Origin of the sequence: Oleidesulfovibrio sp., assembly GCF_047973035.1 — a bacterium.
Taxonomy (GTDB): domain Bacteria; phylum Desulfobacterota; class Desulfovibrionia; order Desulfovibrionales; family Desulfovibrionaceae; genus Oleidesulfovibrio.
On sequence record NZ_JBKEBF010000043.1, the window covers coordinates 38372 to 63054 of the forward strand.

The following is a 24683-nucleotide window of genomic DNA, read 5'->3' on the forward strand; positions in this document are numbered from 1 at the left end:
CGAAAATGCAATGTTCAACCGGCTGCACGCGGGGTTGCAGAGACGATGGCAAGGACGGTAGCCCAAAGGCATACTGAAGGCATTGAGGCGGTACACACTACGGGCGCTCATGTCCGGTCAGACGGCCGTCTCCTTTATTGCAACAAAAACACAATGCCAAAGCCGTTTGCCAAGTGCACCAAAACGCTCAGGCATCTGCCAGCGTTGGCAAGCGGCAACATAATGATTTCTTGGACCAAGCCATGAGCAGCCAGCATCACAGATTGCAGCGCGGCAAAATCCGTGAGCAGCATCCAGCACAAAAAGATGATCAAGAGTTCCGGAGCCTTTTTGAAAACGCCGAAGCCGGACTCTTCCGAAAATCCCGTTCCGGCAGCTTTCTGCTGGTAAACACTGCCATGGCGCAAATGTTCGGTTTCCCGTCTGCCGATGCATTTCTGGCGGAAAGCGGCACTGCCGGTCACAGCCTGTTTGCAGAGCCGCAATTGTTTACGGCCATGGTTAAAGAGCTTGTGGCCTATGGCGTAGTCAATGACATCCACCTGCGCATCATTCCGCGCAACCACGACAACTCGCGTCCTGTGTCCGCAACGGAGTGGATTTCTGTAAGCGCCCGCGCTGTATACACATCTAAAGGCAGCATTCGGCACTTTGAAGGAACCGTTACAGATATCACCGCATATAAAGCGGCCGAAATCCGAATTGAACAATTGCAGCAAGAGCTTGCGGAAACACAAGCCCTTGAATGCGGGGGCATTCTGGCCAGAGCGCTGGCCGAAGAGATGAGCGGTCAGATAGAATTGATTGCACAGCAGACTCAATCCGCGCTTAACGCTCTGCCTGCGCACAGTCCCGCCCACACCGCACTGGATGACGCCCTGAACGCCGCAACAGAAGCGCGCAGCCAACTGTATCGTATGCACGAATTCTGCCGCGGACTGGAGCCCGAGCTGACTGAGCTGTCTTTTACCACCATCGTGGAAAACGCTGTGGCAGCGTTACGCAGCTATCCGGAAAGTCAGAATACGCCATATCCTGTTCTTGATATTGCAGCATACTGCGATACCGTAAAAGGTAATGCCCATCTGCTGCTGCGTGCAGTTACCGCGCTGCTGGAACATGTCGCCTGTTTTCCTTCCGGAAAGGCTGATAGCAGTAACGAAAGCTTGCAGACAGTCTTGCGCCTGCGCACTATAGATATTCAGGGCCCGCACCACCGTGCGGCAAACCGGCAGGACAGCAACGCATGCGAAGCTATTCCTGCGGGAAAATACGTCAGTCTCACACTTGCCGGCAGCAAACCGGCACTGCTTGCCCATGGCTGCAATACCTGCCCGCCGTGGAGTACGCACGGCAACCCCGCCCTTGCCATGATTCAGGGTATAGCAGACCTGCATGGCGGCATGTTGTGTCAGGGGCCTGAAGAAAGCGGCATGGCGACAATGTGCCTGTACCTGCCTGCAGTGGGTGAAACCAGACTGACGGCTTCCCTGACAGGCCCTTCCCCCAGACTGGGCAGCGAGCGTGTTCTCGTGGTAGACACCGACCACCACGAGCGCAACAAATGGCGCGCAATGCTCGGGCCTCTGGGGTACCGAATTGAAACACGTCCCGGTCCGGTGGAAGGTCTTCGCCTTTTTATGGAATCACCTGAATCTTTCGACCTTGTCATCACTGCGTACGCCATGCCCCAGCTGAACGGGCTGGAGTTTGCCCGCACACTGGCAGGCATCAGGCCCGACATTCCCGTAGCATTATGCCTTTCTCCTCAGGATGCGGTCAGCCCTGATGCGGCATGTGCCGCCGGAGCATGCAGGCTGGCGCGCAAGCCGCTGGACAGCACAGCGCGCATACGGCTTGTAGAGCTTATGCTGGAACAAATTGCAGATAACCATCCGGAATCACGCACATGGCCCAGATTCTCATCATAGACGCAGATACAGCCTTTGTCCTTACTCTCAGTGCCATCATCGAAGGACTGGGGCATAAGGTCAGGCACACGTCCTCCCTGAAAGACGGGCTGGCACTTGCGAACACGGCAGAACATGACATCGTGTACCTGCATGAATACCTGCCCGACGGCAATGGACTGACTGCGGTGGAAGCGCTCCGCAGTGCTGCCGGAAGGCCCGAAGTAGTTCTGCTTACTGATGAAGGAGACCCCGATACCGCAGAAGAAGCCATCAGAACCGGTGTGTGGGAGTATGTAGAAAAATCCGCCCCGACAGATAAAATTATTCTGCCGCTACTGCGTGCGCTGGACTATCGGGGCAGGCGCCCTTCGCGCCGCCCTGCCGCCGCCCTGAAGCGTGACGACATCATAGGCAGCAGCAGTGCCCTGCAAAAATGCCTGCAGACAGTCTCCGAAGCTGCTTACAGCGATGCCTCTGTTCTGCTCTTCGGTGAAACCGGAGCAGGCAAGGAAGTATTCGCACGCGCCATTCACAATAACAGCCACAGAGCCAGCGGCCCCTTTGTTGCCGTAGACTGCGCATCACTCACCCGAACACTTGCGGGCAGTATTCTGTTCGGCCACCGCAAAGGTGCATTTACCGGCGCGGAGCAGAACAAAGACGGACTGGTACTGCAGGCACACGGCGGCACATTGTTTCTGGATGAGGTGGGAGAACTGCCGCTGGCCATGCAGAAGCTGTTTTTGCGGGTATTGCAGGAACACAGATTCCGTCCGGTAGGTGGCAGAAATGAGGTAACCAGTGACTTTCGCCTGATTGCGGCAACAAACCGTGATCTGGAAAAAATGGTCGCGCAGGGCACCTTCCGTTCCGACCTTTTGTACCGCATGCGCACCATTGTGATGCACTTGCCGCCGCTGAGACAACGGTCCGGTGATATCATCGAGCTGGCGGACCATTACATCCAGCGCCTGTGCGGCAAATACGCCATTGCCACCAAGGCCATGGCGCCGGATATGCAGGAAGTGCTGCGAGCCTACGCGTGGCCCGGCAACGTGCGTGAGCTGGTGCACACCTTGGAGCGTGCCGTTTTAGCTGCGCAAGACGAACCACGCCTTTTTGCCCGTCACCTGCCCGACCACGTACGCATCAGCACTGCACGGGCTGCAATGAAGCATAGGTTTACGGCCAAACAACCCGCAGCAGAAACGCTGGTGGAACACACCCCATCCGGCACGGCCGGTGTTCAGGAAAATACAGCGATACGCCATGCTGCTGCCTTTCATGGTTCCCATCAGCCTACGCCTCAGGCTTCTCCCCAACGCCCCTGCCAGACATGCGGTGCACTGCCGGAAGTGTCCGCAGAGCAGAAAGGCCAGCCTCAGACTCAATATTCCGATCAGGAAAGGTCTTATGCATACGCTGCAACAGATAGCACAGAGCCTGCCGCGCATGTTGCCGACGCTGCGGGGCTGAGTTCACACAAACAGCCCCTCCCGCCGTTTTTTTCATTCCGCGACAACATCTTTCAGGAATATCTTCAGGAGCTGATGCGACGCACTGACGGAGATATACCACAGGCGTGCACCATGTCCGGTCTTTCGCGGTCCTACTTATACGATTTACTCCGCCGATACGGTTTACGTGACGGCAATTCTTCAAAAAACAAGTGATACTTATCTCATGCTATCCGCAATAGCGGACAAACAACGCACCGCTTTTCCGCGATAACGGACAAAGGCTTCCCTATCGCGTCCGCAATCACGGACAAAAGTATTATTTACTACGCGAAGAATGAAAGAATTTATTCATTACATTTTTTATTATTTAACAATTCAGCGTGTTAAATACAAAAAAGCGCAACACGCTCATTTTGGCACGATACTTGGTAATAGAAGGGCGAGTGTCTGGTCCACACTCACTGTTCTCATGCCTTCGTGTACCGGACAAAGTCGGAGGCAGAGCGCAGAAGCGTTCGCATAGCGAACATAAGAGAAATCGCGTCATACACGCAGTGTGGCGCGCTTTCTTTTTTATCCCCCTGCTCTGTCATCCCGCAGCTGATCTCTTCTGGCGCCCCCCCCTTCCCAAAAAGAACAACACGCAGTACCTCTGCACATGACATGGGCAGAACACATTTTACAGAACTGGTGATTTCGCTGATCAAAGACATTCCTGCCGGACGTATCAGCACATATGGCACGATCGCCGCCTTGGCAGGCAATCCCCGAGCAGCGCGTCAGGTTGCCCGCATCCTGCACAGCTGTTCTTCTTCAGCCTCTCTGCCCTGGCATCGAGTCATCAACAGTCAGGGCAAAATATCAATGACAGGTGCAGATTATGCAAGGCAAAAAGATCTGCTGGTACAAGAAGGCATCATTTTTGATAAAAGCGACCGTATTGATCTGGGCAAATTTCTGTGGAGCAAGTGGTAGCTTTGCCTAACTGGCCGGTACACATCGTCATTCGGCCACAAGGCCTGCTTGCTCTGTTTCTACCGTGCCGCATAGTTCTAAGTCATATGTAACAAAGCACGTTCCAGCCAGACTTATAAGCACCACTCATGCACCAGCCGCCGGCACGGTTCAGTTGCAGATACGACGGCATACCTGACCGGCATAACAGCCAGTCTCAGAACAGGCGCAGTTTCAGACAACAGGTATACGCTCAGTCTGCAACACTTCAGGATATACCTTTACAGAAAGCGAGTAACCTCCGGCCACACGTGCCCCCCGCAACGGCCTGCCTGCGCTTCGTTTCGGCCTGTCTCACACAAGGGAATAACGGGCAGATAAAGCTCCCGATACCCGCGCAGTATCCACCTTACTTATTGAGCGTTAGTCCTTACATAACGCTCTTCCTTGCAGGCTTGTTCCCACGCAGTACATGCATAAAACAAAAAAGCCCGCATCGTGAATGATGCAGGCTTTACTTTCGTTACCTTGTACAGGCTGGAGCTAAATATTTTCGCCCAGCAATTCCAGCAGGCGTCGACCAAGCTCTGACAACTCAGGCTTGGCAAATTGAGCATCAGCCCCCACGGCTTCCCCCCTGTGCAGCAACTGATCTGTAATAAGCGAGGAAAAAAGAGCGACAGGCAGCTGCTTCAGTACGGGATCTTCCTTAATTCTTTTACACAGGTTCAACCCGTCCATACGGGGCATTTCCACGTCTGTAATAACAGCCTGAACCAACGAGGTAAGCGGAACATTCTCCCTTTCGGCCCTGTGTTTGAGCTCTTGCAACATCTCCCAAGCTTCTTCGCCGTTCGTCGCCTGCTGCAACTGAAAGCGACCGCCCTCTTCAAGCAACCGCTTAACCATTTTGCGTATGCTGCCGGAATCATCAGCATGAACAATGGAGTACACCTGTTCGCCCTGATTCAACACTACCGGCGCACTTTGGCGGACGGCCAAATCAGGATTCAGGTCGGCCACAACGCTTTCTAAATCGAGCAGAAAAACAACGCGCCCTTCAAGCCTTACAACACCGGTAAACGCACTCTGAGAAAAAGCCTGCAACATTTCCGAAGGCGGCTCTACATCTTCCCAGCTTATACGATGGATACGGTTGACAGCGGAAACCTGAAACGCCGTAATCACCCCGTTAAATTCAGTCACAATAACCTTGGGAGGCTCGTGTTCTTCCAGCGTTTTCCCCAGATAGCAGGCAAGATCCACAAGCGGCACAACAGCGCCGTCGCGGTGACGGAAAGCGCCCATTACCGAAGGGTGACGTTCGCCGGGTACAGCAGTAATGTTCTGCTCTCGCAGAATCTCAAGCACTTTTGCCACGTTCACGCCATAGGCACCACGATACCCCGGTTCATCAAGATAAAACTCGATAACCTCAAGCTCGTTTGTTCCGGATTCCAATAAAATTTTAGACTGAGACATAGCTCCCCCGGCTCTGCCGGCGCATCTTGCTTATTTTGTTACGCTGCCACCCCGCCACTCTGCCTCAACAGGAACTCAATCCGCAACCCGTCCTGAAAGGCCGTCACGTTAAGCGGTGCGCCGAATCTTCGCTCGGCTATAAACATTGCAAGGGCAAAACCTTCGTGCCCTTCCGGGTCTTCATCTTTACGTAGCGGAACTATCTCGCTACGCAATAGTCTTTCCACATCAACAGGCTTGGTACATCCGGAAGCAGTCAAAGTAACGTACCCTCCGGCAGCATCGGCACCGTGCCGTATACGAATCCCTCCCGGGGAGGCTGCTCCTTCTGCAAGAGCCTGCAGGCCCAATGCTATCATCTCGTATACAACCAGTTCCGCATCACCTGACCGTATCACGTGCATAACCTGAGTTTTGTCAGACTCCAGACGCCACCCCACACGGCTGATACCTGCTTCACGCAGTCGCGGGTCTTCCTTGCCCAGCCTGAGGGCATTTTCGACCACGTCTTTCAAGGGCATGGCTCTTCCGGGCCTGCGTCGTTCGGTATTGGGCATGCGCGCCACAACACCCATCACTTCCATCGCAGCTTCCCGCAAGGCTTCCAGTCTGCGCGGAACACCGCGCACTACCATGTATGTTTGCAGTGCATCCATGCTGCAGCCTGCTCTGGCAGCTGTTCGTAAATTAATTTCAGAATCAGCCCTGAATACTTCTTTAAGCTCGTCAGCACCTTGAGCCATACTGGTCAACGGCTCTTTTGCGCCCTGGCATAATCCTGTTATGTGGCGGGTAAGTAAAGACAACCTGTGAAGATTTGCCGATACAACTTCAAAGGCGACATCATCAGTCACATCACGCAATACCAGCAGGCTGCCGCCGGCTGCATACGAAAATTTGGAACCGGAAATATCAATCTTTCTTACCCCATTGTGCATTCTGGCGGTTGTAAGCTGCGAAAAATGATCTGCCCCTTCCTGCAGCGCACTTCTGGCTTTTTCCAACGGGCCTGCCAGCATGGGGAATACAGCTTCCGGTATCAGGCCATTTGCAGCAGCGGTATCAAACCCTGAGGCATCTTCGGCCACGTTATTCATGGCGATTACGCGCCCGTTATCATCCAGCAGCAGCACAATGGCCTTCATCACCTGCATTACTGCAAGGGCACCTGTTCCGGCGGTAACAACCTCCCTGCACGCCTGACGGCATTGCCATCTGCGTAACAGAAAGACAACACCAGCCCCTATAGCCAAAACACAAAGCACGATAATCAGATAGCCCCAGACAGGAAACTTTTTATCAGGAAGGTTGCGGACCAGCACATCTTCCGGCAGGCCGCCCAGCTGGACACCGAACTGTTGCAACTGTGCGTAATCCAGCGTTCCCATAGTAGGCGTTTCGGTATTTATCGGCAGGCTGTCAGCTGCCGCCCCGCGCAGGATAAGCTCTGCAAGCCGTGCGGCATGTTTGCCATGTTCAAAACCCGAAAGAGTCATGCCCCCCACAAGGCCGCTCGCAATATATTGCGAAGCCACGCCGTATACAGGCACAGGGGATGCGCCGACAACCATCCGCGAACCTTCTTCCACGGTCAGGGTTTTGCCGTCTTTGCCTCGCAGATAGCTGAGCAAAATAACCACACTGGATGAGGGCAGCTTACCAAGAGCATCTTTAAGGCGTTCAGGAGACAGATTCGCCAGTTCTATAAAACCCAGCCGTCCGGCAAACTGCTGCTGAGCATTTCTGGCCACCTGCAACATCCGCATGCCGGACGTTGTATTATCTGTGACAAATGCAATATTGCGGATTTGTGGCTGCACTGAAATAGCCAAGGATATAGTTCCAGCAATATCAGTAAGCTCCAGAACACCCGTAGTGTTTTGCAACATCTGATCGCGGGAAACCTGCAATCTGTTTACGCCGCAAAAGACCAGAGGTACGTCCGGAAAAAGAGCTTGACGGAACTCCGTCATAAAGTCGAAAGCGTTATCATCCGCGGCGATGATTACATCAAAGAAGTCACGGTAGTACTTTTCGCTCAGTATACTGCTAGCCTGCGTGGCAGCCCTTTCGTACCCCCTGCGTTTGCTATCCATGTATTCGAAGTACAGTTGCGGCTGCAGACCGGAAGTTTTAAACCAAGCCTCAATACCGGCCATTTCTGCATCGGACCATTCGAACCCCCGATGGTATGAATTGAGGACCAGCACACGCAGATGATTGTCTGCAAAAGCAACTTTAGGGGGTATCAAGGCACAGAAACACACCAGCAAAAAGCTGCACAAAAGCCATACGACCTTGTCGCATGGCAAGACTATGGGTATACGAGGAATCTTCATGTGTTTCTGGTGTCCTCACTCAGCAACTGTATGTGATAAAAAAGTACACCATGCGCCGCGTATCCTGTCAAATAAACAAGCTGCAAAGCAACAGATTCTAACAGTTATCACAGTCAGAAGCACCCGCTGCAGCATATTGAATTCGTCACAAACATCTATGCCAAGTACAAAACAACCTCACCAACCATCGGTTAACGGCACAGCCTCCGGCAGAATAAAACAGCACAAAGGCTCTCGTAAAAAAAGCAAACTTGTTTCACTTATTCCGCTTCTTTGCGGCATAGCAGCTCTGGCAGTCATCATACACACTGACCCTGCCCTTTTGCACTGGGAAAAAGCATGGCCGGAGCTTGTTCGCCCGCTTCTGCGCATGCTGATATATCTTGCAATCGGCCTTGCCGTAGGACTTATCATCGAAGGAGCAGGCTGGGCACCGTTTCTTGCCCGCCTTGCAAGGCCGCTCACCCGATGGGGCAAGCTGGGGCAGACCGCGGGTGCAGCCTTTGCCACTGCGTTTTTCTCCGGTACGGCAGCCAACACCATGCTTATGGAAGCCATGCAGGACGGCCGCATATCGCAAGATGAACTGCGGGCATCCTACCTTGTAAATACCGGTCTGCCGGTCTTTCTGCTGCACCTTCCCACAACGTTTTTCATCGTGGTGCCCATGACGCGCACCGCAGGTATCATCTACCTGACATTAAACGGCATGGCGGCTCTTGCACGCACGATGGTCCTGCTGGCATGGTCGCGTAACCGGCTGAAGCACTGTACGCAGGAAGCAGCAACCGCGTCAGGCAGACAATCCGTAAAACTGGATCTGCAACGTGTTGCTTCTCTTTTTCGCAGACGCTTTGCCCGCATCATTCTGTTTACCGCTCCGGTCTACTTCCTGATATATGCGCTGACGCAGGCAGGTGTGTTTGAAGCGTTGCGCATGGCCGCTGCAAAAGGAGTCTCATGGGGATTTCTGCCGGTAGAAGCTGCCAGCGTGATCATCTTTGCCGTAGCAGCAGAATTTACATCCGGCATTGCGGCAGCAGGGGCCTTGCTTGACGCAGGAGCACTGACCACCGCCCAGACAGTCACAGCATTGGTGCTGGGCACCATAGCGGCAACGCCCATCAGAGCCCTGCGCCATCAGCTCCCCTCCCACGCGGGCATTTTTACTCCGCGGCTGGGCTTTATGCTGCTGTTACAAAGTCAGTTTTTGCGTATCGCCAGCTTACTTTTGGCTACAGGATGTTATCTGCTTTTTGCCGCCTGACAAGCTCATATGCACAAGAAGCCCTGCGACTTCGATGTTGCCCACGCATCGCCACAATGCCGCCTCGACATCATCCCGATTCTGCCTCGGCAGTTGCCCCATGGTTGCTTGACAAGCAGCATTAGGAGTATATAACCCGAAGCAATTCAGGTGCCCTTATGGGCTTGATAGGGAATCCCGTTAAAGTCGGGAGCGGACCCGCCGCCGTAAGTTCGAATAACGCCATATCCACACTGTGCCACTGGAGCTGCTCCGGGAAGGCCGGATATGGTCGGACAAGCCGGAAGACCTGCCTGAAGAGTAAAGGAGAACTTTTTGGGCACGGGGCTTTGCCGCAGAAAGTCAGTCAAGGTAACAAAGGCGCCCCTTCCTGCACTTACAGGAAGCAGCGCCTTATCCTTTTACCGTGACATCATATCAACGCCCCAGTTTTTCTGGAGGTCTTCCTCATGAAAATGAACAATGCATGCAAGGCTATTGTTCTGTCTCTCTGCCTGATGCTTCTTGCCGTCCCTGCCATGGCAGGCCACGGAGCACCCCAGCCGGATAAAAAAGCCATCCTTCTGGCAACGTTCGGCAGCACAGTGCCCGAGGCCCGTGCTCCTTTTGCAGCCTTGGACAAAGAAGTACGCGCCGCGTTTCCCGGCGTGGAAGTACGCTGGGCTTACACCGCCCGTAAGGTACGCAACACCATTGCCAACGAACAGGACATGCACGTTGATTCCCCTGCCGTGGCACTTGCCCGACTTGGCGATGAAGGGTTCAACCACGTTGCCGTGCAGTCACTGCATATGATCCCCGGGCTTGAATTTTTGTGGCTTATGCATACTGCAGAGCGTTTTGAAGGCATGCCCAAAAGCATCAAACAGGTCGAAGTGGGCAAACCGCTGATGTACAGCGCAGAAGATATGGAGCGCGTGGCAAAGGCCATTATGACTGCCGTACCCGCTGACCGTAAAGCAGGCGAAGCCGTTGTCTTCATGGGTCACGGTACCAGCCATGCAGCCAATGCGTTCTACCCTGCGCTGCAATACTATCTGAACAAGCTGGACGAGACCGCGTTTGTGGGCACCGTTGAAGGCAGCCCCTCGCTGGATGATATCCTTGGCGCTCTGAAAAAGAACGGTGTCAAAAAAGCATACCTGCTGCCGCTGATGTCCGTTGCCGGAGATCACACCGTTAACGACATGGCCAGCGACGAGCCCGACTCGTGGAAAAGTGAATTCAAGGCCAACGGCATCACTCCCGTTACCGTTGTCAAAGGCATGGCCTCTGTTCCCGCCGTGCGCGCCATCTGGATTGATCATCTGAAAACCGCATTTGATGAGCTTGATTAAATGAAGCAGGCCGGAAACACCCTTGGAGCGTACCAGACGCACACCAACCGCCCCCTTCTGCTGGTGGCGGCAGCTTTGTGTGCGTGTGTTGCCTCGGTGGTTCTGGCCTGTTTTTTCGGCGCCTTTCCCGTTTCCCTTAAGGATGTTACGGCAATACTGCTGCATGGTGCGGGGCTTGGTGCCTTGCCCGCCGCAGCGGTGGATAATCCTGCACTTTCCGTTGTTGTGCTTGACCTGCGTCTGGGGCGGGTTGTTCTTTCGCTGCTGGTAGGTGCCGCTCTGGCAGTGGCAGGCACTGTGTATCAAGGCCTGTTGCGCAATCCTCTGGCAGACCCGTTTACACTGGGCGTTTCATCAGGTGCTGCGTTTGGTGCTTCGGTAGCTATTTTCTGGGGCATAGGCTCTGTAGCTTTGCCTTTTTTTCCCGCTGTGGGCGTGCTGCCCGCCGCGGCTCTGCTGGGCGCTACTACAGCTCTTGCAGCTGTGCTTATGCTGGGCCGTGTGGGCGGGGTCATGCGCCGCGAGACGCTGGTGCTGGCAGGTGTAGTCGTATCCACGTTTCTTTCAGCCCTTATCTCGCTGGTAAAATCGCTTGATGAAGAATCAGTTGCCAGCATTGTGTTCTGGATAATGGGCAGCCTGCAGGGACGCGGCTGGCATGAGGTGATGTTGTTTATGCCATGGTTCGTGCTGGGAATGTTGCCGGTAATTCGTTTTTCGCGGGAGCTGGATATTCTTTCGCTGGGCGAGGTGCAGGCACGTCAACTGGGCATGGATGCAGGACGGGTACGCCTCTGGCTGCTGCTGGGCGCCGGAGCTCTTACCGGTGTCTCCGTTGCTGTAAGCGGTGTTATCGGGTTTGTAGGTTTGGTTGTACCCCACCTTGTACGACTGCTCATAGGCGCAGAACACAGACCACTGCTGGCGGTATCCGCTCTTACCGGCGGGCTGCTGCTGCTCTGGTCGGATGTTCTTGCACGAACCTTGCTTTCCGGCGGAGCAGAACTTCCCGTAGGCGTGGTTACGGCGCTGCTTGGCGGCCCGTTTTTCTGCCTGCTGCTACGCCGCAAGACGGGGCAGTCGTTATGATACGCCTGCAAAACGCCACTCTGGGGCACGGCAACTCGCCCGTACTACGCGATATTTCACTGCATATACGGCAGGGGGAGATGGTCGGCCTGCTTGGACCCAACGGCAGCGGCAAAACCACCCTGCTACTGACGCTTTCCGGCGTGTTGCCTCCGCTTGGCGGTGCTGTTCTGCTGCGTCCGGCTGATGCCGCAGGCTCTGCCTGTAGCGCCGGATTCGGGCACAACATGAATACAGCAGCTGAAGATACCGCAGCAACTTGCACGCAACAAATTCACGACAACGAGCCAAAAAGTACAGGGCAATCCTCACAAAAGAGTACCGATGCAAGACAGCACTGCATAGCGCAAACCAACGCTTCGGCGTTAGCCGAAGTAAGCAGCCTGTCACCACGGCAACGGGCCATGGCTGTTGCTTCTGTGCCGCAACGGCCGGATACCGTACCTCACATACCGTCGCGCTCCGTCGTTCTTATGGGACGCTACCCGTATGTATCGTTCTGGGGTGGCTATGATGGGCAGGACTATAACGCCGCAGATAACGCCATGCAGGAAACCGCAACGGCCCGCTTTGCGGCGCGCCCTGCATCACAGCTCTCCGGTGGTGAATTTCAACGCGTGCTTATTGCCCGTGCCCTTGCGCAATCCGCCCCGTGCATGCTGCTTGACGAAGCAACATCAGGTCTGGACATAGCCCGCAAGGTGGAAATTTATGACATGCTGCGCCGCAGATATCTGCAAGGATTAACTGTGGTTGCCGCCATCCACGACCTGAATCTGGCGGCATTATACTGTGACCGCCTGATAATCCTGAAAGACGGCAGTATCGCGCTGGACGGCCCTACGCAGGACGTGTTTACCGAAGACAATCTGTGCCGTATCTACGAAACATCTGTAAGAGTGGTACGCCACCCTGACCATGATGTTCCGCAGGCCCTGTTCCTGCCATCCCGCAATGCCGGAGGCGTCCTGTGATAAGCGGATTACATAAAATTATCTGCTGCCTTACGGTAGCAGCGGCTTTTGTATTTTCAGTATACGCACCTGCGGTGGCAGGCTCTCCAGCCGAAACCCCGCCTCTGCTGCTGCAGCAAAATGCCGGTTCCGCTGGTGCACCCGCCAGCTCATCCGGCAGGGTACCTGCTGCTGATTCCAGAAAAACGCATGGCTACAAGCTGCAGACAGTTGCCGACTCCGCTTCGGCCCGTCATAGCCTTCATGGCCGCCATGCCCTTCATGCCGGACTACCAGTGACCATTACGGATGATACCGGACACACAGTGCAATTACAGGCACCTGCTCAGCGCATCATCGCACTGTACGGTGCCTTTAACGAAATACTGACCGAGATGGGCTTGCAGGACAGGCTGGTTGCCCGCACCAATGCTGATAACTGGCCCCCCGCCATTACAGCACTTCCGGCAATCGGCACACACATGCGCCCTAATCTGGAGCTGGTCGCAGGCCTTGCGCCTGATCTGGTGCTTCAGATGAGCGGACGCAAAGAGGCACAACAGGCCGTTGCGGAATTGCGTGCCATGAACATTCCCGTTGCGGAATTTCATGCAGGCAGCTTTGAACAGCTTTTTTCGGTTATCACGCGGCTGGGCGTTCTGACAGGCACTCCGCAAAAAGCGGCACACCTGAACGGCAACCTGCAGCAGCGACTTGAAGCAGTGCAGACCGCAGTTGCCGACCAACCGCAACCGACTGTTTTTTTTGAAGTGCGTTACCCCAACCTGCTGGGAGCGGGTCAGGCCTCTATCGTCAATGACATTATCCGGTTTGCAGGCGGAACAAACTGCCTGCAGGCAGACAAAAAACTAGATCGCCCCTCGGAAGAGGAACTGCTGCGCCTGAATCCAGACGTATACATTGTGCAGCACGGCCCCATGAATAAAGTACCTGTTCCGCTTACAGACAGGCCGCACTACCGCCCCTTGCGCGCAGTGCAGGCAAACCGCTGGATGATTGTGGAAGAAGCGCAATTCTCGCGGCCCGGCCCACGTGCCGTGACCGCTGTGGAAGAACTTGCGCGGTATCTGCATCCTTCGCGATTTGCTCCGGCCCCTGCGGTAACTGGTCAAGGAGACTCTTAGTGTACGGAACCTTGTACGGCATCGGCGTCGGCCCCGGCGACCCCGATCTGCTCACCATAAAAGCGGTAAAAACTCTTGCCCGTGCAGATGTTGTATTTGCCGCAAGCTCTACCAAAAACGATTATTCGGTGTCGTTGTCCATCGCGCGTCCGCACATGCGTGCAAACGTGGAAATCAGACAGCTGGGTTTTCCCATGTTGCGCGACAAGGAACAGCTTCGCAAGGCATGGAGCGAAAATGCAGCCGTAGTGGCAGAACATCTTGCCGCCGGTAAAAATTGTGCTTTTCTGACACTGGGCGACCCTCTTATCTACTCTACTTTCGGATACCTCATGCAGACGCTGCGGACTATCAACCCCGATCTGCCTGTTGAAGTTGTTCCGGGTATCACGTCATATCAGGCCGCTGCGGCGCGCACACGGACTGTGCTGTGTGAGTCAGGAGAAAACCTGCTGCTGCTTTCCGGCGTAGGCAACGGACTGGATAAGGCTCTTGATTTTGCAGATAACGCTGTAATCCTTAAGACGTACAAAAACTTCACCACCATCCGCGATACCATTGTTGCCGCAAAAAAAGACAGCCAGAGCACGTTTATCTCGCGTCTTGGCATGGATGGAGAAGTGGTTGCCGAATCACTGGCAGAAGCACCGGAAAGGCCGCATTACTTTTCGTTGCTGCTGGTTACCGGTGACAAGAAACGTCGCAACGGATGGGAATAAGAACAGCTCTGCTGACAGTAGGTTACGTACGCAGACTTAACAAACACAAACGGCCGCCTTTTGGGCGGCCGTTTTATTCGCATCAGTTTTATACGTTATTTCTTCTCCGGAAAAAGAGCAGTGATCCGGTCTGCCAATCTGTTAAAGGGCAGACTTTGCAGATACACACTGCCATGCCCTTTCAGCGTAGCCAGAAAAACACCCTCTCCGCCAAACGCCATGGACTTCAACCCGCCGGAAAGAGCAATGTCGTAGTCGATGCCAGAGGTAAAACCTACAAGACAGCCAGTATCAACACGCAGCATCTCGCCGCGCAAATCCTTGCGAACCACGGCACCGCCTGCATGAACAAAGACCAGACCGTCCCCACGCAGACGTTGCAAAATAAAGCCTTCTCCGCCAAAGAACCCCGCCCCAAGCCGCTTGCTGAACGCAACATCCAGTTGGGTACCACGTGCCGCACACAAAAAAGCATCTCGCTGGCAAATAAGCTCGCCGCCGATCTCCGCCAGATTTACCGGAACAACATGCCCGGGAACCTGACCGGCAAATGCAACCGAGGCTTTACCGGAACCTTCGTTGGTAAAGTGCGTCATAAACAACGACTCACCAGTCACAAGTCGCTTGCCTGCGCCCAGAAGCTTGCCAAACAGACCACTGTCCGCCTTTGAACCGTCGCCCATGCGCGTGGCAAACTCAATACCCTGATCCATCCAGCACATGGCTCCGGCTTCGGCAATAACGGTTTCGCCGGGGTCCAGTTCCACTTCCACTACCTGCAAATCACCGCCGATGATGCGGTAATCAACGTCATGACTTTCCACGAAGACTCCTTTCAGATTACTGTTTACCTATAAATGACAGGCTGATGCAGTCCTTTTTGCAGCTGATCTTGTACACTCTTACCATGTCATTATGCTAGAAATAATCTGCCTGTTCGTAACTGCAGGCGGCGATGCGGGGTATCGCATGATAAAAAATCCTGCAGCCGGATTGACGCCGTATGCAACTCACGCTACCTGAAGAGTAATACTCGCAGGCAAGCATGTGACGCATTTTCATATCCTGTTTTCGTCCGCCGCCTTGTCTGAATCACCGTTCCACATCAGTGAGGCAACATGGACAGCATCAGAGAGCTTTACCGCATAGGCGTCGGCCCTTCGTCCAGCCATACCATGGGACCGCAAAACGCGGCCCGTAAATTTTTGCAGCGCAATCCGGATGCCCCCCGTTTCAGAGTCACATTATATGAAAGTCTTGCATCCACAGGTAAAGGTCACCTTACCGACTGGGCCGTGCATCAGGTGCTGGGCGATTCCCGCTGTGAAATACTGTGGAAGCCTGACGAAAAAATGCCCAGACACCCCAACGGCATGATTTTCGAAGCACTGGACGAATCAGGCAATGTACTCGACAGCTGGAAAGTATACAGCGTAGGCGGCGGTGCCATAATGGCGGAAGACGAACCCCGCCAGTCTGCAAACAAAGTATACGCCCTGCCTGATCTTGGCTCCATCATGGCGCTGTGTGAAGAAAAAGGGCTGACATACTGGGAATATGTGGCGCGTTGCGAAGGCGACGACATATGGAGCTTTCTGGAAGAAATATGGCAGGCTATGCAGGACGCCGTGGAGCGCGGCCTGACGGCACAGGGGGTTTTGCCCGGTTCCATAGGGCTTCGCAGGCAGGCCTGGAACTATATGGCCCGCACCAAGCTGGCCCACAAGACCATGCATCAGACAGGCAAAGTTACGGCTTACGCTCTTGCCGTGTCAGAGGAAAACGCAGCAGGCGGCGTTATAGTAACAGCGCCTACCTGCGGTTCGTGCGGCATTGTGCCCGCAGTGCTGTACTATCTGCGTGACACGCTAAACGCCACGGAAACGGACATTCTGCGCGCATTGGCTACCGCCGGTCTTTTCGGCAATATCATTAAACATAACGCATCAATATCCGGCGCCGAGGTAGGGTGCCAGGGCGAGGTAGGTTCTGCCTGCGCCATGGCTGCAGCCGCTGCAACGCAGTTGATGGGCGGCACCGTACGACAGATAGAATACGCGGCGGAAATGGGACTTGAGCACCATCTCGGTCTGACCTGTGACCCTGTGGACGGTCTGGTGCAGATACCCTGTATCGAGCGTAATGCCTGTGCTGCAACAAGAGCCCTTTCCCGTGCGCAGATGGCGATTCTCTCAGATGGTGTTCACCGCATTCTTTTTGATGAAGTGGTTGCCGTTATGGCACAGACCGGTCACGACCTGCCCAGCCTTTACCGCGAAACATCCCGCGGCGGGCTGGCAAGAGTGTATGCAGCGCGTCCTCCTAAAAAAAAAGATGCCCCATAGGGGTATCACAAAAGTCATTGTTCAGTTAAATACTTCTAAAAAACAACCTATTATATTTAGAGAGAGGAAGTTTTTCCGGCTGCATTCTTGACGAAACCGGAGTAGCATACTAAGGATTAACCTGAACTAAATACGCGATGCTCCTTTAACCATGCCACGGGATTGCGAGTATTATGAAGCTATCCGCAAGAACACGCTATGCCACGCGTCTGCTGCTTGACCTTGCTCTGCATGATGACAATACCCCCCGTCGTGCATCCATGCTTTCTGAAAGCACCGGAGTAACGGTTCAATTTATCGAGCAGATATTAAAACCGTTAAAAAAAGAAGGCATTGTCACCAGCGTTCGCGGAGCAACAGGTGGACACCTGCTGGCAGTTTCTCCCAAAGAGCTGACTCTTGGCCGTATAGTACGCGTAATGGAAGGCGGCATACATATGACAGAATGCAGCCGTGATGACTCTGCCTGTGAACGTTCGCATGACTGTAAAACCCGTCTTGTCTGGATGCGCATTTCCAAAGTCATGGAAGAAGAGCTGGAGTCCATCACGCTGGCAGAGCTGATGCACGACTCATCCATGTTAGGTCCTCCGCACGAAGCTAAGCGTCAGCTGGACAACTTGTCCTGAGCCTCTCCACGTACAACCTCCTGTAGGCACACCTATTATAATGTTGATTGCGCTATAAACTATGCTACTATGGCTCTGACTTTGTTTTCATAAACATAACAGGGCCATTATGCATAACATTACGGATAGATACACACCTCAAAAAGCATCTTCCGGCGCAACAGTCCTTAATTCTTTTCATCAGCCGGAAATGCTGCACGGGTGCTGCCCGATGCGGCTCCTTGCATTACATCTTGCCCTGTCCTTTTTCCTTCTGCTCGTTTTTATATCAGGCAGCTTTGCTTTTCCTGCAAAGGCAAAAGCTGCAGACACCGGCGAAAAGCTGCACATTCTGCTGCTCCATTCATATCATCCGAACATGTTATGGGTGCAGGACATCAGTACCGGTGTTCAGGAAATTATCGAACCTGTCGTTGATGCATCAAACGGCAACGTGCGCCTGTCCATCGACTATCTTGATGCCAAACGGTATCCGGAAGAAGAGCATCTTGTGGATATGCTGCGTTTTTTACGCAAAAAATACACCCTCCACCCGCCTGAAGTCATCATAACCGCCGATAACATCGCCCTTGATCTGCTGCTGAAGCACCGTAAAGAATTTGCACAAAGCAGTATCGTCTTTTGCGGATACAACTATTACACCCCCGAAATGCTTAAAGGGCATGAAAACGTTACCGGCATTGTTGAGGCAGTAAGCATTGACGACACGCTGCAGGCAGCCTTTTCCATGTTGCCGGAACTATCAAGAATTGTCGCCATAAGCGACCGCTCCCAGACTGGTCAGGCATTAATTGAAGACTTCAACAGGCAGGTTATCACTCTTCCTCAACGCGGTCGTCTGGAACTGTGGAGCAACTACACCTTTGACTCCCTGCAACATGATCTGGCCAATCTGGACAGCGGCAGCGCCATTCTGCTGATGTCGGCCCTGCAGGACACAGAGCAAAAGGTACGAACCTACCGGCAAAGTCTTAACAAGATACTCGAAGCCACAGACAGACCTGTCTTTGCGATATTCGGTTTTTTTGCCGGAAGGGGTATTGTCGGCGGTAAATTGACAGACGGCGTTGAGCAGGGGCGTCAGGCTGCTACAATGGCGTTGCGTATAGCCCGCGGGGGCAACGCTGCTGATATTCCTGTGATCACTGTCAGCCCGAACAACTATATTTACGATTATAACAAGCTTCAGCAATATTCCATAGAGCTTGCAAACGTTCCCGCAGACAGCATTATACTGAACGAACCGCCGACGTTCTATCAGCGGTACCGCAAAATCCTGCTCCCCATGTTCGTGCTGGTCAGCTTGCTGACTCTTGCGCTGGCACTCGAATCGCGACACATCATAAAGCAACGCGCAGTAGAACAAAGCCTGCGCGAAGCCAAAACACGATACCGTGAACTGGTAGACAACGCCCGCTCCATTATTCTGCACATCAGCACAGACGGCACAATTGAGTTTATCAATGAATACGGCCTGTCGTTTTTCGGTTACAGCGAAGGAGAGCTGGACGGCAAAAAAATACACGGAACTTTGCTGCCGGACAGTTCAAACGCCTTGCCAGACCTGCATAATCTGATCAACCGCATTCTGGAACATCCCGAAATTTATCAAAGCCACGAAAACGAAAATACCTGTAAAAATGGCGACAAGGTATGGGTATCCTGGCTCAACAAACCTATTGTTTCCGAAGACGGAGAAGTTGTCGGTCTGCTGTCTGCCGGGCAGGATGCAACCGCCAGAAAAAAAATTCAGGATGCACTTGCAAGGCGTGAGCGCAGCTACGCCGTGCTGCTTTCAAACCTTCCGGGAATGGCCTTCAGGCGCAGGGGCGATGATCTCGGCACAATACTGTTTGCCAGCGAAGGCTGCCTGCAGCTTACCGGTTATTCTCCTGCCAGACTGTGCGACAATATAGGCTATTGGGCCCTTATCCACCCTGCTGATTTGCACAAGGTACAAAACGCAGCCATGGCATTTCCGCAGCGTTATGCCGTGGAATATCGCATCGTACAAGCTGGCGGCTCTGTTCGCTGGGTATGGGAAAGCGGGACATGCATGACAGAAACCAACGAACCGCAGAGTGTGGAGTGCAGGCCCGGCGATGTGATCGAAGGCTTTGCCACGGATATCACCGACAGAGTGACCACCCGGAATGAGTTGGAAAAGCTGAACGAAGAACTTGAAGAGCGTGTACGTGAACGGACAGCAGAACTGAAAGAGTCACTTGAGCGGCTGCAACAGGCACAAAGCCAGCTGGTGCAGACTGAAAAGATGGCTGCGCTGGGTGGTCTGGTTGCCGGAGTTGCGCATGAAATCAACACGCCTATCGGCATCGGCGTCACAAGCACCTCTTTTTTACAGGAAAAAATACAGCAGCTTGAAGCGCAATATGCTTCCGGCAAAATGAGACGTTCGGATATCGAAAGCTTTCTGCGTACCGGTAACGAATCTCTGGCTGCCACCCAGATAAACCTGAACCGCGCGGCGGAACTTATCCGCAGTTTCAAACAAGTAGCTGTAGACCAGTCAGAAGAAATGCCACGAAAGTTCAACGTGTCAGAGTACCTGGAAGAAGTTCTGGTCAGTCTGCGCCCCCGTTATAAGCGCACAGCCCATACAGTAAAGGTGGAAGGCGACAAAGAGGCGACCATTATCAGTTACCCGGGCGTCTTTATGCAGATTGTTACAAACATTCTGACCAATGCGTTGCTGCACGGATTTGAAAACGTAGAAAAGGGAACCCTGACCATTTCAATTCACATGACTGAAGCGGAACTTAAGCTTGTATTGCAGGATGACGGAAACGGAATGCCTCCTGAGGTACGCGACAAGATATTTGAACCTTTCTTCTCTACAAAACGCGGCAAAGGCGGTACAGGCCTTGGAATGCATATTGTCTACAATCTGGTAACCCAGAGACTAGGCGGCACGATAACTTGTGACAGTGCTCCCGGTGCAGGAACTTCGTTTACCATCGTCATACCAATAAGCGGAAACAACCATGCAGCATAGCCACGACAACACCGACCATCTCAAGCCTGTATCCGCGGGTGATACCGACGATCTGCTGTTCGCTCCTGAAGATGTACAGGGAACTGGCAATGACGTCACTCAACGTTCCGGTTGTGTGTCAAACGTCTGCTGGACGGTTCTTGTTGTAGACGATGAAGAAGAAGTTCACCGCGTCACGCGCATGGTGCTGAACGACTTTTCCTTTGAAGGTAAGCAGCTGGAACTGTTGTATGCTCTTTCTGCAAACGAAGCGATGGCTACCCTTTCTTCCCGCAATGACATTGCCGTGATTCTGCTTGATGTTGTGATGGAAACACCGCATGCGGGACTGGAAGTGGCCCGCAGAGTGCGTGAAGAACTGAACAACTCCTTTGTGCGGATCATTCTGCGCACCGGCCAGCCGGGGCTCGCCCCCGAACAGCAGGTCATATCTGAGCTGGACATAAACGACTACCGCCAGAAATCAGATCTTTCCGCGCAGACTCTGGCAACGTCTGTAACCACGGCTCTGCGCTCTTACCGTGATCTGCTGACAATAGAAGATAATCGTAGCCGCCTTGCCCAACTTGCGCTGGGGGTAGCACACCATATCCGCAACCGCACAATGTCCATAGCCGGATTTTCACGCCTGATACTGCGCGGTATCCCTGAAGATTCGCACATCAAAGATTACCTTGTTCCCATAGTGGAAGAAGCAACCAAGCTTGAATCGCTGGTCCACAGTGTTTCCGACTTCGCAGCCGTTACAACCGGCCCGAGAAAACAGCTTGATCTGGGTCAGGCGGTAAAAAAAGCCGTTGAGGCTTTTAAACAGAATCCCGAATCAGGCGGCAGCTCGCGTAGTGCAGACAATGTACATTGGAAAGAAAGTTATACTCCTGCCCCGATTGTTGCCGACCCGGACCTGCTGATCAGACTTATAGCCGAACTACTGGGCAACGCTCTGAACTTTGCCCCGCAGGCACAAGGCCTGATTGAAATCAGAGTAATCCCAACCGGTAAACGGGTGTTCCTGCACATACGCGACAACGGCCCCGGTATAAAAGACTCTGTACTCCCATTTGTGTTTGACCCGCTGTATTCAACGCTGCCCGAAGCAAGCGGCATGGGGCTTTGCCTTGCCAGACGCATCGCCACAGAGCACCACTGGGACATAGCCCTGCTTCCGCAAAGCGGCGGCGGTACGGAGGCAGTGGTCTCCATGCCGGTATGCACATTTAAGGCATCGCAACAGTTTGCCGAATAAAGGAGCGACCATGTCTACATATGACAATATTCCCGTTCAGGCCGATGACCATGACGACGATCTGCTCTTTGCCGAAGAAGATGAAAGCACTGCATCTGAAAGTTCTTCTGAAACGTGCGAGATGGGTGGAGACTCATGCTGGAAGCTGCTGATTGTCGATGACGAGGAAGACGTGCACACGACAACCAGACTGGTTCTCAGTGATTTTACGTTCAACGGTGCCGGCCTCCAGTTTTTAAGTGCGTACACCGGCAAAGAGGCGTTAGCGATTCTGAAGGAACAACCGGACATTGCCGCTGTTCTGCTGGACGTTGTCATGGAGACAAATCATGCAGGGCTTGAAGTGGCAAAAGCCATCCGCGAAGAGCTTAACAACAATCTGGTGCGGATCATTCTGCGCACGGGACAACCGGGGCAGGCACCGGAGCGCAAAGTAATTGTTGAATATGACATCAACGATTACAAACATAAGGCCGAACTTACTTCACAGCGGTTATTCACCACAGTCTACACTGCGTTACGTTCGTATCGCGACCTGCGGGTCATCGAGCAGAACAGGCAGGGACTGCGGCATATTATTGATGCCTCTGCCAATCTTTTCAAAATACACTCCATCCGCCAGCTTGCCCAAGGCGTGCTGACGCAGCTTTCTTCATTGTACGGCTTATTTGCAGGGTCGGTATACATTCAGAGCTCGGGCTTTACGGCTGCCAACGACCATGATGCACTGGAATTCATTGCCGCTACGGGCAAATACAACGACCTGCAGACCGACGAAGGCTGCCCCGCTTTAAGTGATGAAGTGCGTAAAGCAGTAAAAGAAGCAGTTGAAAAAAAACATAGCATATTCAACGGGCGCGACTACGTCGGTTACTTTCCTGCCCGCGATGGACGCGAGCACCTGATTTATCTGGAAGGTCGGGGCGGAATTTCCACGCCAGATGAAAACATGCTGCAGGTATTTACCAACAACGTGGCTGTGGCATTTGACAACGTCTACCTGAATAAAGAAATCATAAACACCCAGAAAGAAGTTATTCTTCGATTGGGCGACGTTGTGGAAAGCCGCTCAAAGGAAACAGCGCACCATGTCCGGCGCGTGGCCGAATTTACGCGTGTTCTTGCTCTGGCCATGGGACTTAGCGAAGAGACAGCCGAGCTGTACCGCCATGCATCCCCGATGCATGACGTCGGGAAGATAGGCATATCAGATTCGATCCTGCTTAAACCGGGACGACTGACCGATGAAGAGCGTGAGGTAATGAAGACGCATACAACCATCGGGTATCACATTCTGAACACTTCCGAACGTCCCATCATGCAGGCAGCCGCCATCATCGCCCACGAGCACCATGAACGCTGGGACGGTCAGGGATATCCCAGAGGGTTGCAGGGCGAGGACATACATATCGCCGGCAGAATTACCTGCCTTGCAGATATCTTTGATGCTCTTTCCAACAAACGGGTATACAAAGAAGCATGGACTCAGAAAGACGTCCTCAGCTACCTTCGGGAAAATCAGGGAACTATCTTTGATCCCAGGCTGATTGATGTTTTCTTTGACAAGCTTGACGAGATCAACAGGATTCGCGAACGGTATCAGGAGACACCCAGAGCATCCTGAACCGGACACAACCGGAGACCAACCATGAGTAGTCGTACCCCCAAGCATTTCCAGAAGATGCAAAGCCGTTATGGCTCTGTGATGGATAAACTGCAGGAGCTAGGAGAAGCCACATCTGCTGCCGGTCCGTTGGATAAAAAGCAGGCACACCTTATCCAGCTTGCCGCCGCTGCGGCGCAGCGTTCCGAAGGAGCTGTGCACAGCCATGTCCGCAGAGCACTTAAAGCCGGATGCGCCGGCGACGAAATCGGTCATGCGCTCATTCTGCTGATTCCCACAATCGGCTATCCCACTGTGGCTGCCGCGCTCAGCTGGGCTTTCGACATTATTGATGACGCCTAACCCGCATCCAGACAGCCGATGAGCGAGACGAACAAAGAAAATCCGGAGGCAGAGGCGTGCGCTTGTGCTGGTTTCCGCATAGAGATAGCACATCCTGCTTGTACCGTTGCCATACTGGGTGGCGGTAAGGGCCAACGGCTGGCAGTACGCCTGAACGGCTCATCCAAATGGCTGCTTGAAATAAAGGGGCGGACCATACGCGACAGGCAACTGGCAGTGCTGCACCCGTTTGCAGACGAAATGCTGTTTGCTGGCGGTGACTGCAATGAAGCAGATATGCTGCCCGAAGGAATCCGCTGCGTACCGGACATATTGCCCGTTAAAGGGCCTATGGCAGGGCTGCACAGCGCACTGGTGCATGCTTCGAACGATCTTGTGCTTGTAGTACCGTGCGACGCTCCTTTTTTAAAAAAAAGCGTCTTGCAGCATCTTCTGCAACTGGCACTAACTGCACCACAAGCACCTGCCGTTGTTCCCAGACAGGCTGACGGGTTCTGGATGCCGCTTCTGGCCGTTTACCGGCGCGCCTGCATTCCGTATATGGAAGCACTGGCTAGCGAAGGCACTCCTCATGTATTCAGATTATTTGAAAGGATGCAGGCAGATGGAATGATGCCCGTAGCACCGCAGGTAGAAACACTGAAAGCAGTTGACCCTGAGCTTGAGTCATTTGCCAACATCAACACACCTGATGATCTGGACGCCATGCAGGCGGGTAACACGCCATCCATGCCGGAACTGGCGACACGCCCTAAACGCTGGTAGCCCAAGCACGTAAGCAACATACTTGCAGGCAACGTTGCAGGAGTCCCTCAGGCCGTCCTGT

General features: G+C 53.6%; 19 protein-coding genes and 1 riboswitch. Of the genes, 16 read left to right on the forward strand and 3 right to left on the reverse strand.

The window, feature by feature from the left end; translation table 11 throughout:
* The first annotated feature begins 242 nt into the window (after nt 1-242).
* The 3 genes from ACK5LI_RS15325 to ACK5LI_RS15335 all read left to right on the forward strand — a co-directional run bounded on the left by ACK5LI_RS15325 (nt 243) and on the right by ACK5LI_RS15335 (nt 4348).
* Nucleotides 243-1931, forward strand: coding sequence for a response regulator (locus ACK5LI_RS15325; RefSeq protein WP_416950954.1), 1689 nt, complete (start codon nt 243-245; stop codon nt 1929-1931).
* Entirely contained in the window at nt 1910-3586 is a 1677-nt protein-coding gene (locus ACK5LI_RS15330) for a sigma-54-dependent transcriptional regulator (protein WP_416950956.1), read from the forward strand. Before ACK5LI_RS15325 ends, ACK5LI_RS15330 begins: the two co-directional genes overlap by 22 nt.
* A 450-nt stretch (nt 3587-4036) precedes the next feature.
* Nucleotides 4037-4348 (forward strand): MGMT family protein, encoded by a 312-nt coding sequence (locus tag ACK5LI_RS15335; protein WP_416950958.1) that lies wholly within the window; start codon nt 4037-4039, stop codon nt 4346-4348.
* 522 nt (nt 4349-4870) lie between these two features.
* Here ACK5LI_RS15335 and ACK5LI_RS15340 read toward each other — a convergent pair.
* Both ACK5LI_RS15340 and ACK5LI_RS15345 read right to left on the reverse strand, forming a co-directional pair.
* Nucleotides 4871-5809 (reverse strand): chemotaxis protein, encoded by a 939-nt coding sequence (locus ACK5LI_RS15340; protein ID WP_416950960.1) that lies wholly within the window; start codon nt 5807-5809, stop codon nt 4871-4873.
* Nucleotides 5810-5847: 38 nt separating this feature from the next.
* Nucleotides 5848-8148, reverse strand: a complete 2301-nt coding sequence (locus ACK5LI_RS15345) for an ABC transporter substrate binding protein (RefSeq protein ID WP_416950962.1) — start codon at nt 8146-8148, stop codon at nt 5848-5850.
* Between the two features lie 157 nt (nt 8149-8305).
* Here ACK5LI_RS15345 and ACK5LI_RS15350 point away from each other — a divergent pair, with 157 nt between their 5' ends.
* From ACK5LI_RS15350 to cobI, 6 genes are all read left to right on the forward strand, one after another.
* Entirely contained in the window at nt 8306-9415 is a 1110-nt protein-coding gene (locus ACK5LI_RS15350; RefSeq protein ID WP_416950964.1) for a nucleoside recognition domain-containing protein, read from the forward strand.
* Between the two features lie 131 nt (nt 9416-9546).
* Nucleotides 9547-9727: riboswitch (cobalamin riboswitch) on the forward strand.
* A 137-nt stretch (nt 9728-9864) separates the two neighbouring features.
* Nucleotides 9865-10752, forward strand: a complete 888-nt coding sequence (locus ACK5LI_RS15355; RefSeq protein WP_416950966.1) for a sirohydrochlorin cobaltochelatase — start codon at nt 9865-9867, stop codon at nt 10750-10752.
* Nucleotides 10753-11841 (forward strand): FecCD family ABC transporter permease, encoded by a 1089-nt coding sequence (locus ACK5LI_RS15360; RefSeq protein WP_416950968.1) that lies wholly within the window; start codon nt 10753-10755, stop codon nt 11839-11841.
* Nucleotides 11838-12815, forward strand: a complete 978-nt coding sequence (locus ACK5LI_RS15365) for an ABC transporter ATP-binding protein (protein WP_416950970.1) — start codon at nt 11838-11840, stop codon at nt 12813-12815. The genes ACK5LI_RS15360 and ACK5LI_RS15365 overlap by 4 nt, the downstream gene beginning before the upstream one ends.
* A complete protein-coding gene (locus ACK5LI_RS15370; protein ID WP_416950972.1) occupies nt 12812-13939 on the forward strand; it encodes an ABC transporter substrate-binding protein in 1128 nt (375 codons plus the stop codon). Before ACK5LI_RS15365 ends, ACK5LI_RS15370 begins: the two co-directional genes overlap by 4 nt.
* A complete protein-coding gene (gene cobI / locus ACK5LI_RS15375; protein WP_416950974.1) occupies nt 13939-14658 on the forward strand; it encodes a precorrin-2 C(20)-methyltransferase in 720 nt (239 codons plus the stop codon). The genes ACK5LI_RS15370 and cobI overlap by 1 nt, the downstream gene beginning before the upstream one ends.
* Before the next feature lie 95 nt (nt 14659-14753).
* Here the strand turns inward: cobI and ACK5LI_RS15380 are convergent, their stop codons facing one another.
* Nucleotides 14754-15482, reverse strand: coding sequence for a TIGR00266 family protein (locus ACK5LI_RS15380; RefSeq protein ID WP_416950976.1), 729 nt, complete (start codon nt 15480-15482; stop codon nt 14754-14756).
* Between the two features lie 294 nt (nt 15483-15776).
* On the opposite strand from ACK5LI_RS15380, the gene ACK5LI_RS15385 reads away from it, so the two are divergent.
* The 7 genes from ACK5LI_RS15385 (at nt 15777) to ACK5LI_RS15415 (ending at nt 24622) form a co-directional block, all read left to right on the forward strand.
* Nucleotides 15777-17003 carry an L-serine ammonia-lyase gene (locus tag ACK5LI_RS15385; protein WP_416950978.1) on the forward strand — a complete coding sequence of 409 codons (1227 nt, stop codon included), beginning with the start codon at nt 15777-15779 and terminating at the stop codon, nt 17001-17003.
* 173 nt (nt 17004-17176) lie between these two features.
* Nucleotides 17177-17632, forward strand: coding sequence for an RrF2 family transcriptional regulator (locus ACK5LI_RS15390; protein ID WP_416950979.1), 456 nt, complete (start codon nt 17177-17179; stop codon nt 17630-17632).
* Nucleotides 17633-17741: 109 nt separating this feature from the next.
* The gene (locus ACK5LI_RS15395; RefSeq protein ID WP_416950981.1) at nt 17742-20645 is read left to right on the forward strand and encodes an ATP-binding protein; all 2904 of its coding nucleotides are present in this window, start codon (nt 17742-17744) and stop codon (nt 20643-20645) included.
* Nucleotides 20635-21891, forward strand: coding sequence for an ATP-binding protein (locus tag ACK5LI_RS15400; RefSeq protein ID WP_416950983.1), 1257 nt, complete (start codon nt 20635-20637; stop codon nt 21889-21891). The genes ACK5LI_RS15395 and ACK5LI_RS15400 overlap by 11 nt, the downstream gene beginning before the upstream one ends.
* A 10-nt stretch (nt 21892-21901) precedes the next feature.
* A complete protein-coding gene (locus ACK5LI_RS15405; protein ID WP_416950985.1) occupies nt 21902-23515 on the forward strand; it encodes a DUF3369 domain-containing protein in 1614 nt (537 codons plus the stop codon).
* 24 nt (nt 23516-23539) lie between these two features.
* Entirely contained in the window at nt 23540-23857 is a 318-nt protein-coding gene (locus tag ACK5LI_RS15410) for a carboxymuconolactone decarboxylase family protein (protein ID WP_416950987.1), read from the forward strand.
* 18 nt (nt 23858-23875) lie between these two features.
* Complete coding sequence (locus tag ACK5LI_RS15415) at nt 23876-24622, forward strand: molybdenum cofactor guanylyltransferase (RefSeq protein WP_416950989.1); 747 nt, start codon at nt 23876-23878, stop codon at nt 24620-24622.
* Nucleotides 24623-24683 lie beyond the last annotated feature (61 nt).

Bases quoted from the DNA above. Each gene is read 5' to 3' on its own strand.
- ACK5LI_RS15415 (WP_416950989.1), top strand. From the start codon at position 23,876: ATGAGCGAGACGAACAAAGAAAATCCGGAGGCAGAGGCGTGCGCTTGT.
- ACK5LI_RS15410 (WP_416950987.1), top strand. From the start codon at position 23,540: ATGAGTAGTCGTACCCCCAAGCATTTCCAGAAGATGCAAAGCCGTTAT.
- ACK5LI_RS15365 (WP_416950970.1), top strand. From the start codon at position 11,838: ATGATACGCCTGCAAAACGCCACTCTGGGGCACGGCAACTCGCCCGTA.
- ACK5LI_RS15395 (WP_416950981.1), top strand. From the start codon at position 17,742: ATGCATAACATTACGGATAGATACACACCTCAAAAAGCATCTTCCGGC.
- ACK5LI_RS15390 (WP_416950979.1), top strand. From the start codon at position 17,177: ATGAAGCTATCCGCAAGAACACGCTATGCCACGCGTCTGCTGCTTGAC.
- ACK5LI_RS15325 (WP_416950954.1), top strand. From the start codon at position 243: ATGAGCAGCCAGCATCACAGATTGCAGCGCGGCAAAATCCGTGAGCAG.
- ACK5LI_RS15345 (WP_416950962.1), bottom strand. From the start codon at position 8,148: ATGAAGATTCCTCGTATACCCATAGTCTTGCCATGCGACAAGGTCGTA.
- ACK5LI_RS15385 (WP_416950978.1), top strand. From the start codon at position 15,777: ATGGACAGCATCAGAGAGCTTTACCGCATAGGCGTCGGCCCTTCGTCC.
- ACK5LI_RS15400 (WP_416950983.1), top strand. From the start codon at position 20,635: ATGCAGCATAGCCACGACAACACCGACCATCTCAAGCCTGTATCCGCG.
- ACK5LI_RS15340 (WP_416950960.1), bottom strand. From the start codon at position 5,809: ATGTCTCAGTCTAAAATTTTATTGGAATCCGGAACAAACGAGCTTGAG.
- ACK5LI_RS15330 (WP_416950956.1), top strand. From the start codon at position 1,910: ATGGCCCAGATTCTCATCATAGACGCAGATACAGCCTTTGTCCTTACT.
- ACK5LI_RS15355 (WP_416950966.1), top strand. From the start codon at position 9,865: ATGAAAATGAACAATGCATGCAAGGCTATTGTTCTGTCTCTCTGCCTG.
- ACK5LI_RS15405 (WP_416950985.1), top strand. From the start codon at position 21,902: ATGTCTACATATGACAATATTCCCGTTCAGGCCGATGACCATGACGAC.
- ACK5LI_RS15350 (WP_416950964.1), top strand. From the start codon at position 8,306: ATGCCAAGTACAAAACAACCTCACCAACCATCGGTTAACGGCACAGCC.
- ACK5LI_RS15335 (WP_416950958.1), top strand. From the start codon at position 4,037: ATGGGCAGAACACATTTTACAGAACTGGTGATTTCGCTGATCAAAGAC.
- ACK5LI_RS15360 (WP_416950968.1), top strand. From the start codon at position 10,753: ATGAAGCAGGCCGGAAACACCCTTGGAGCGTACCAGACGCACACCAAC.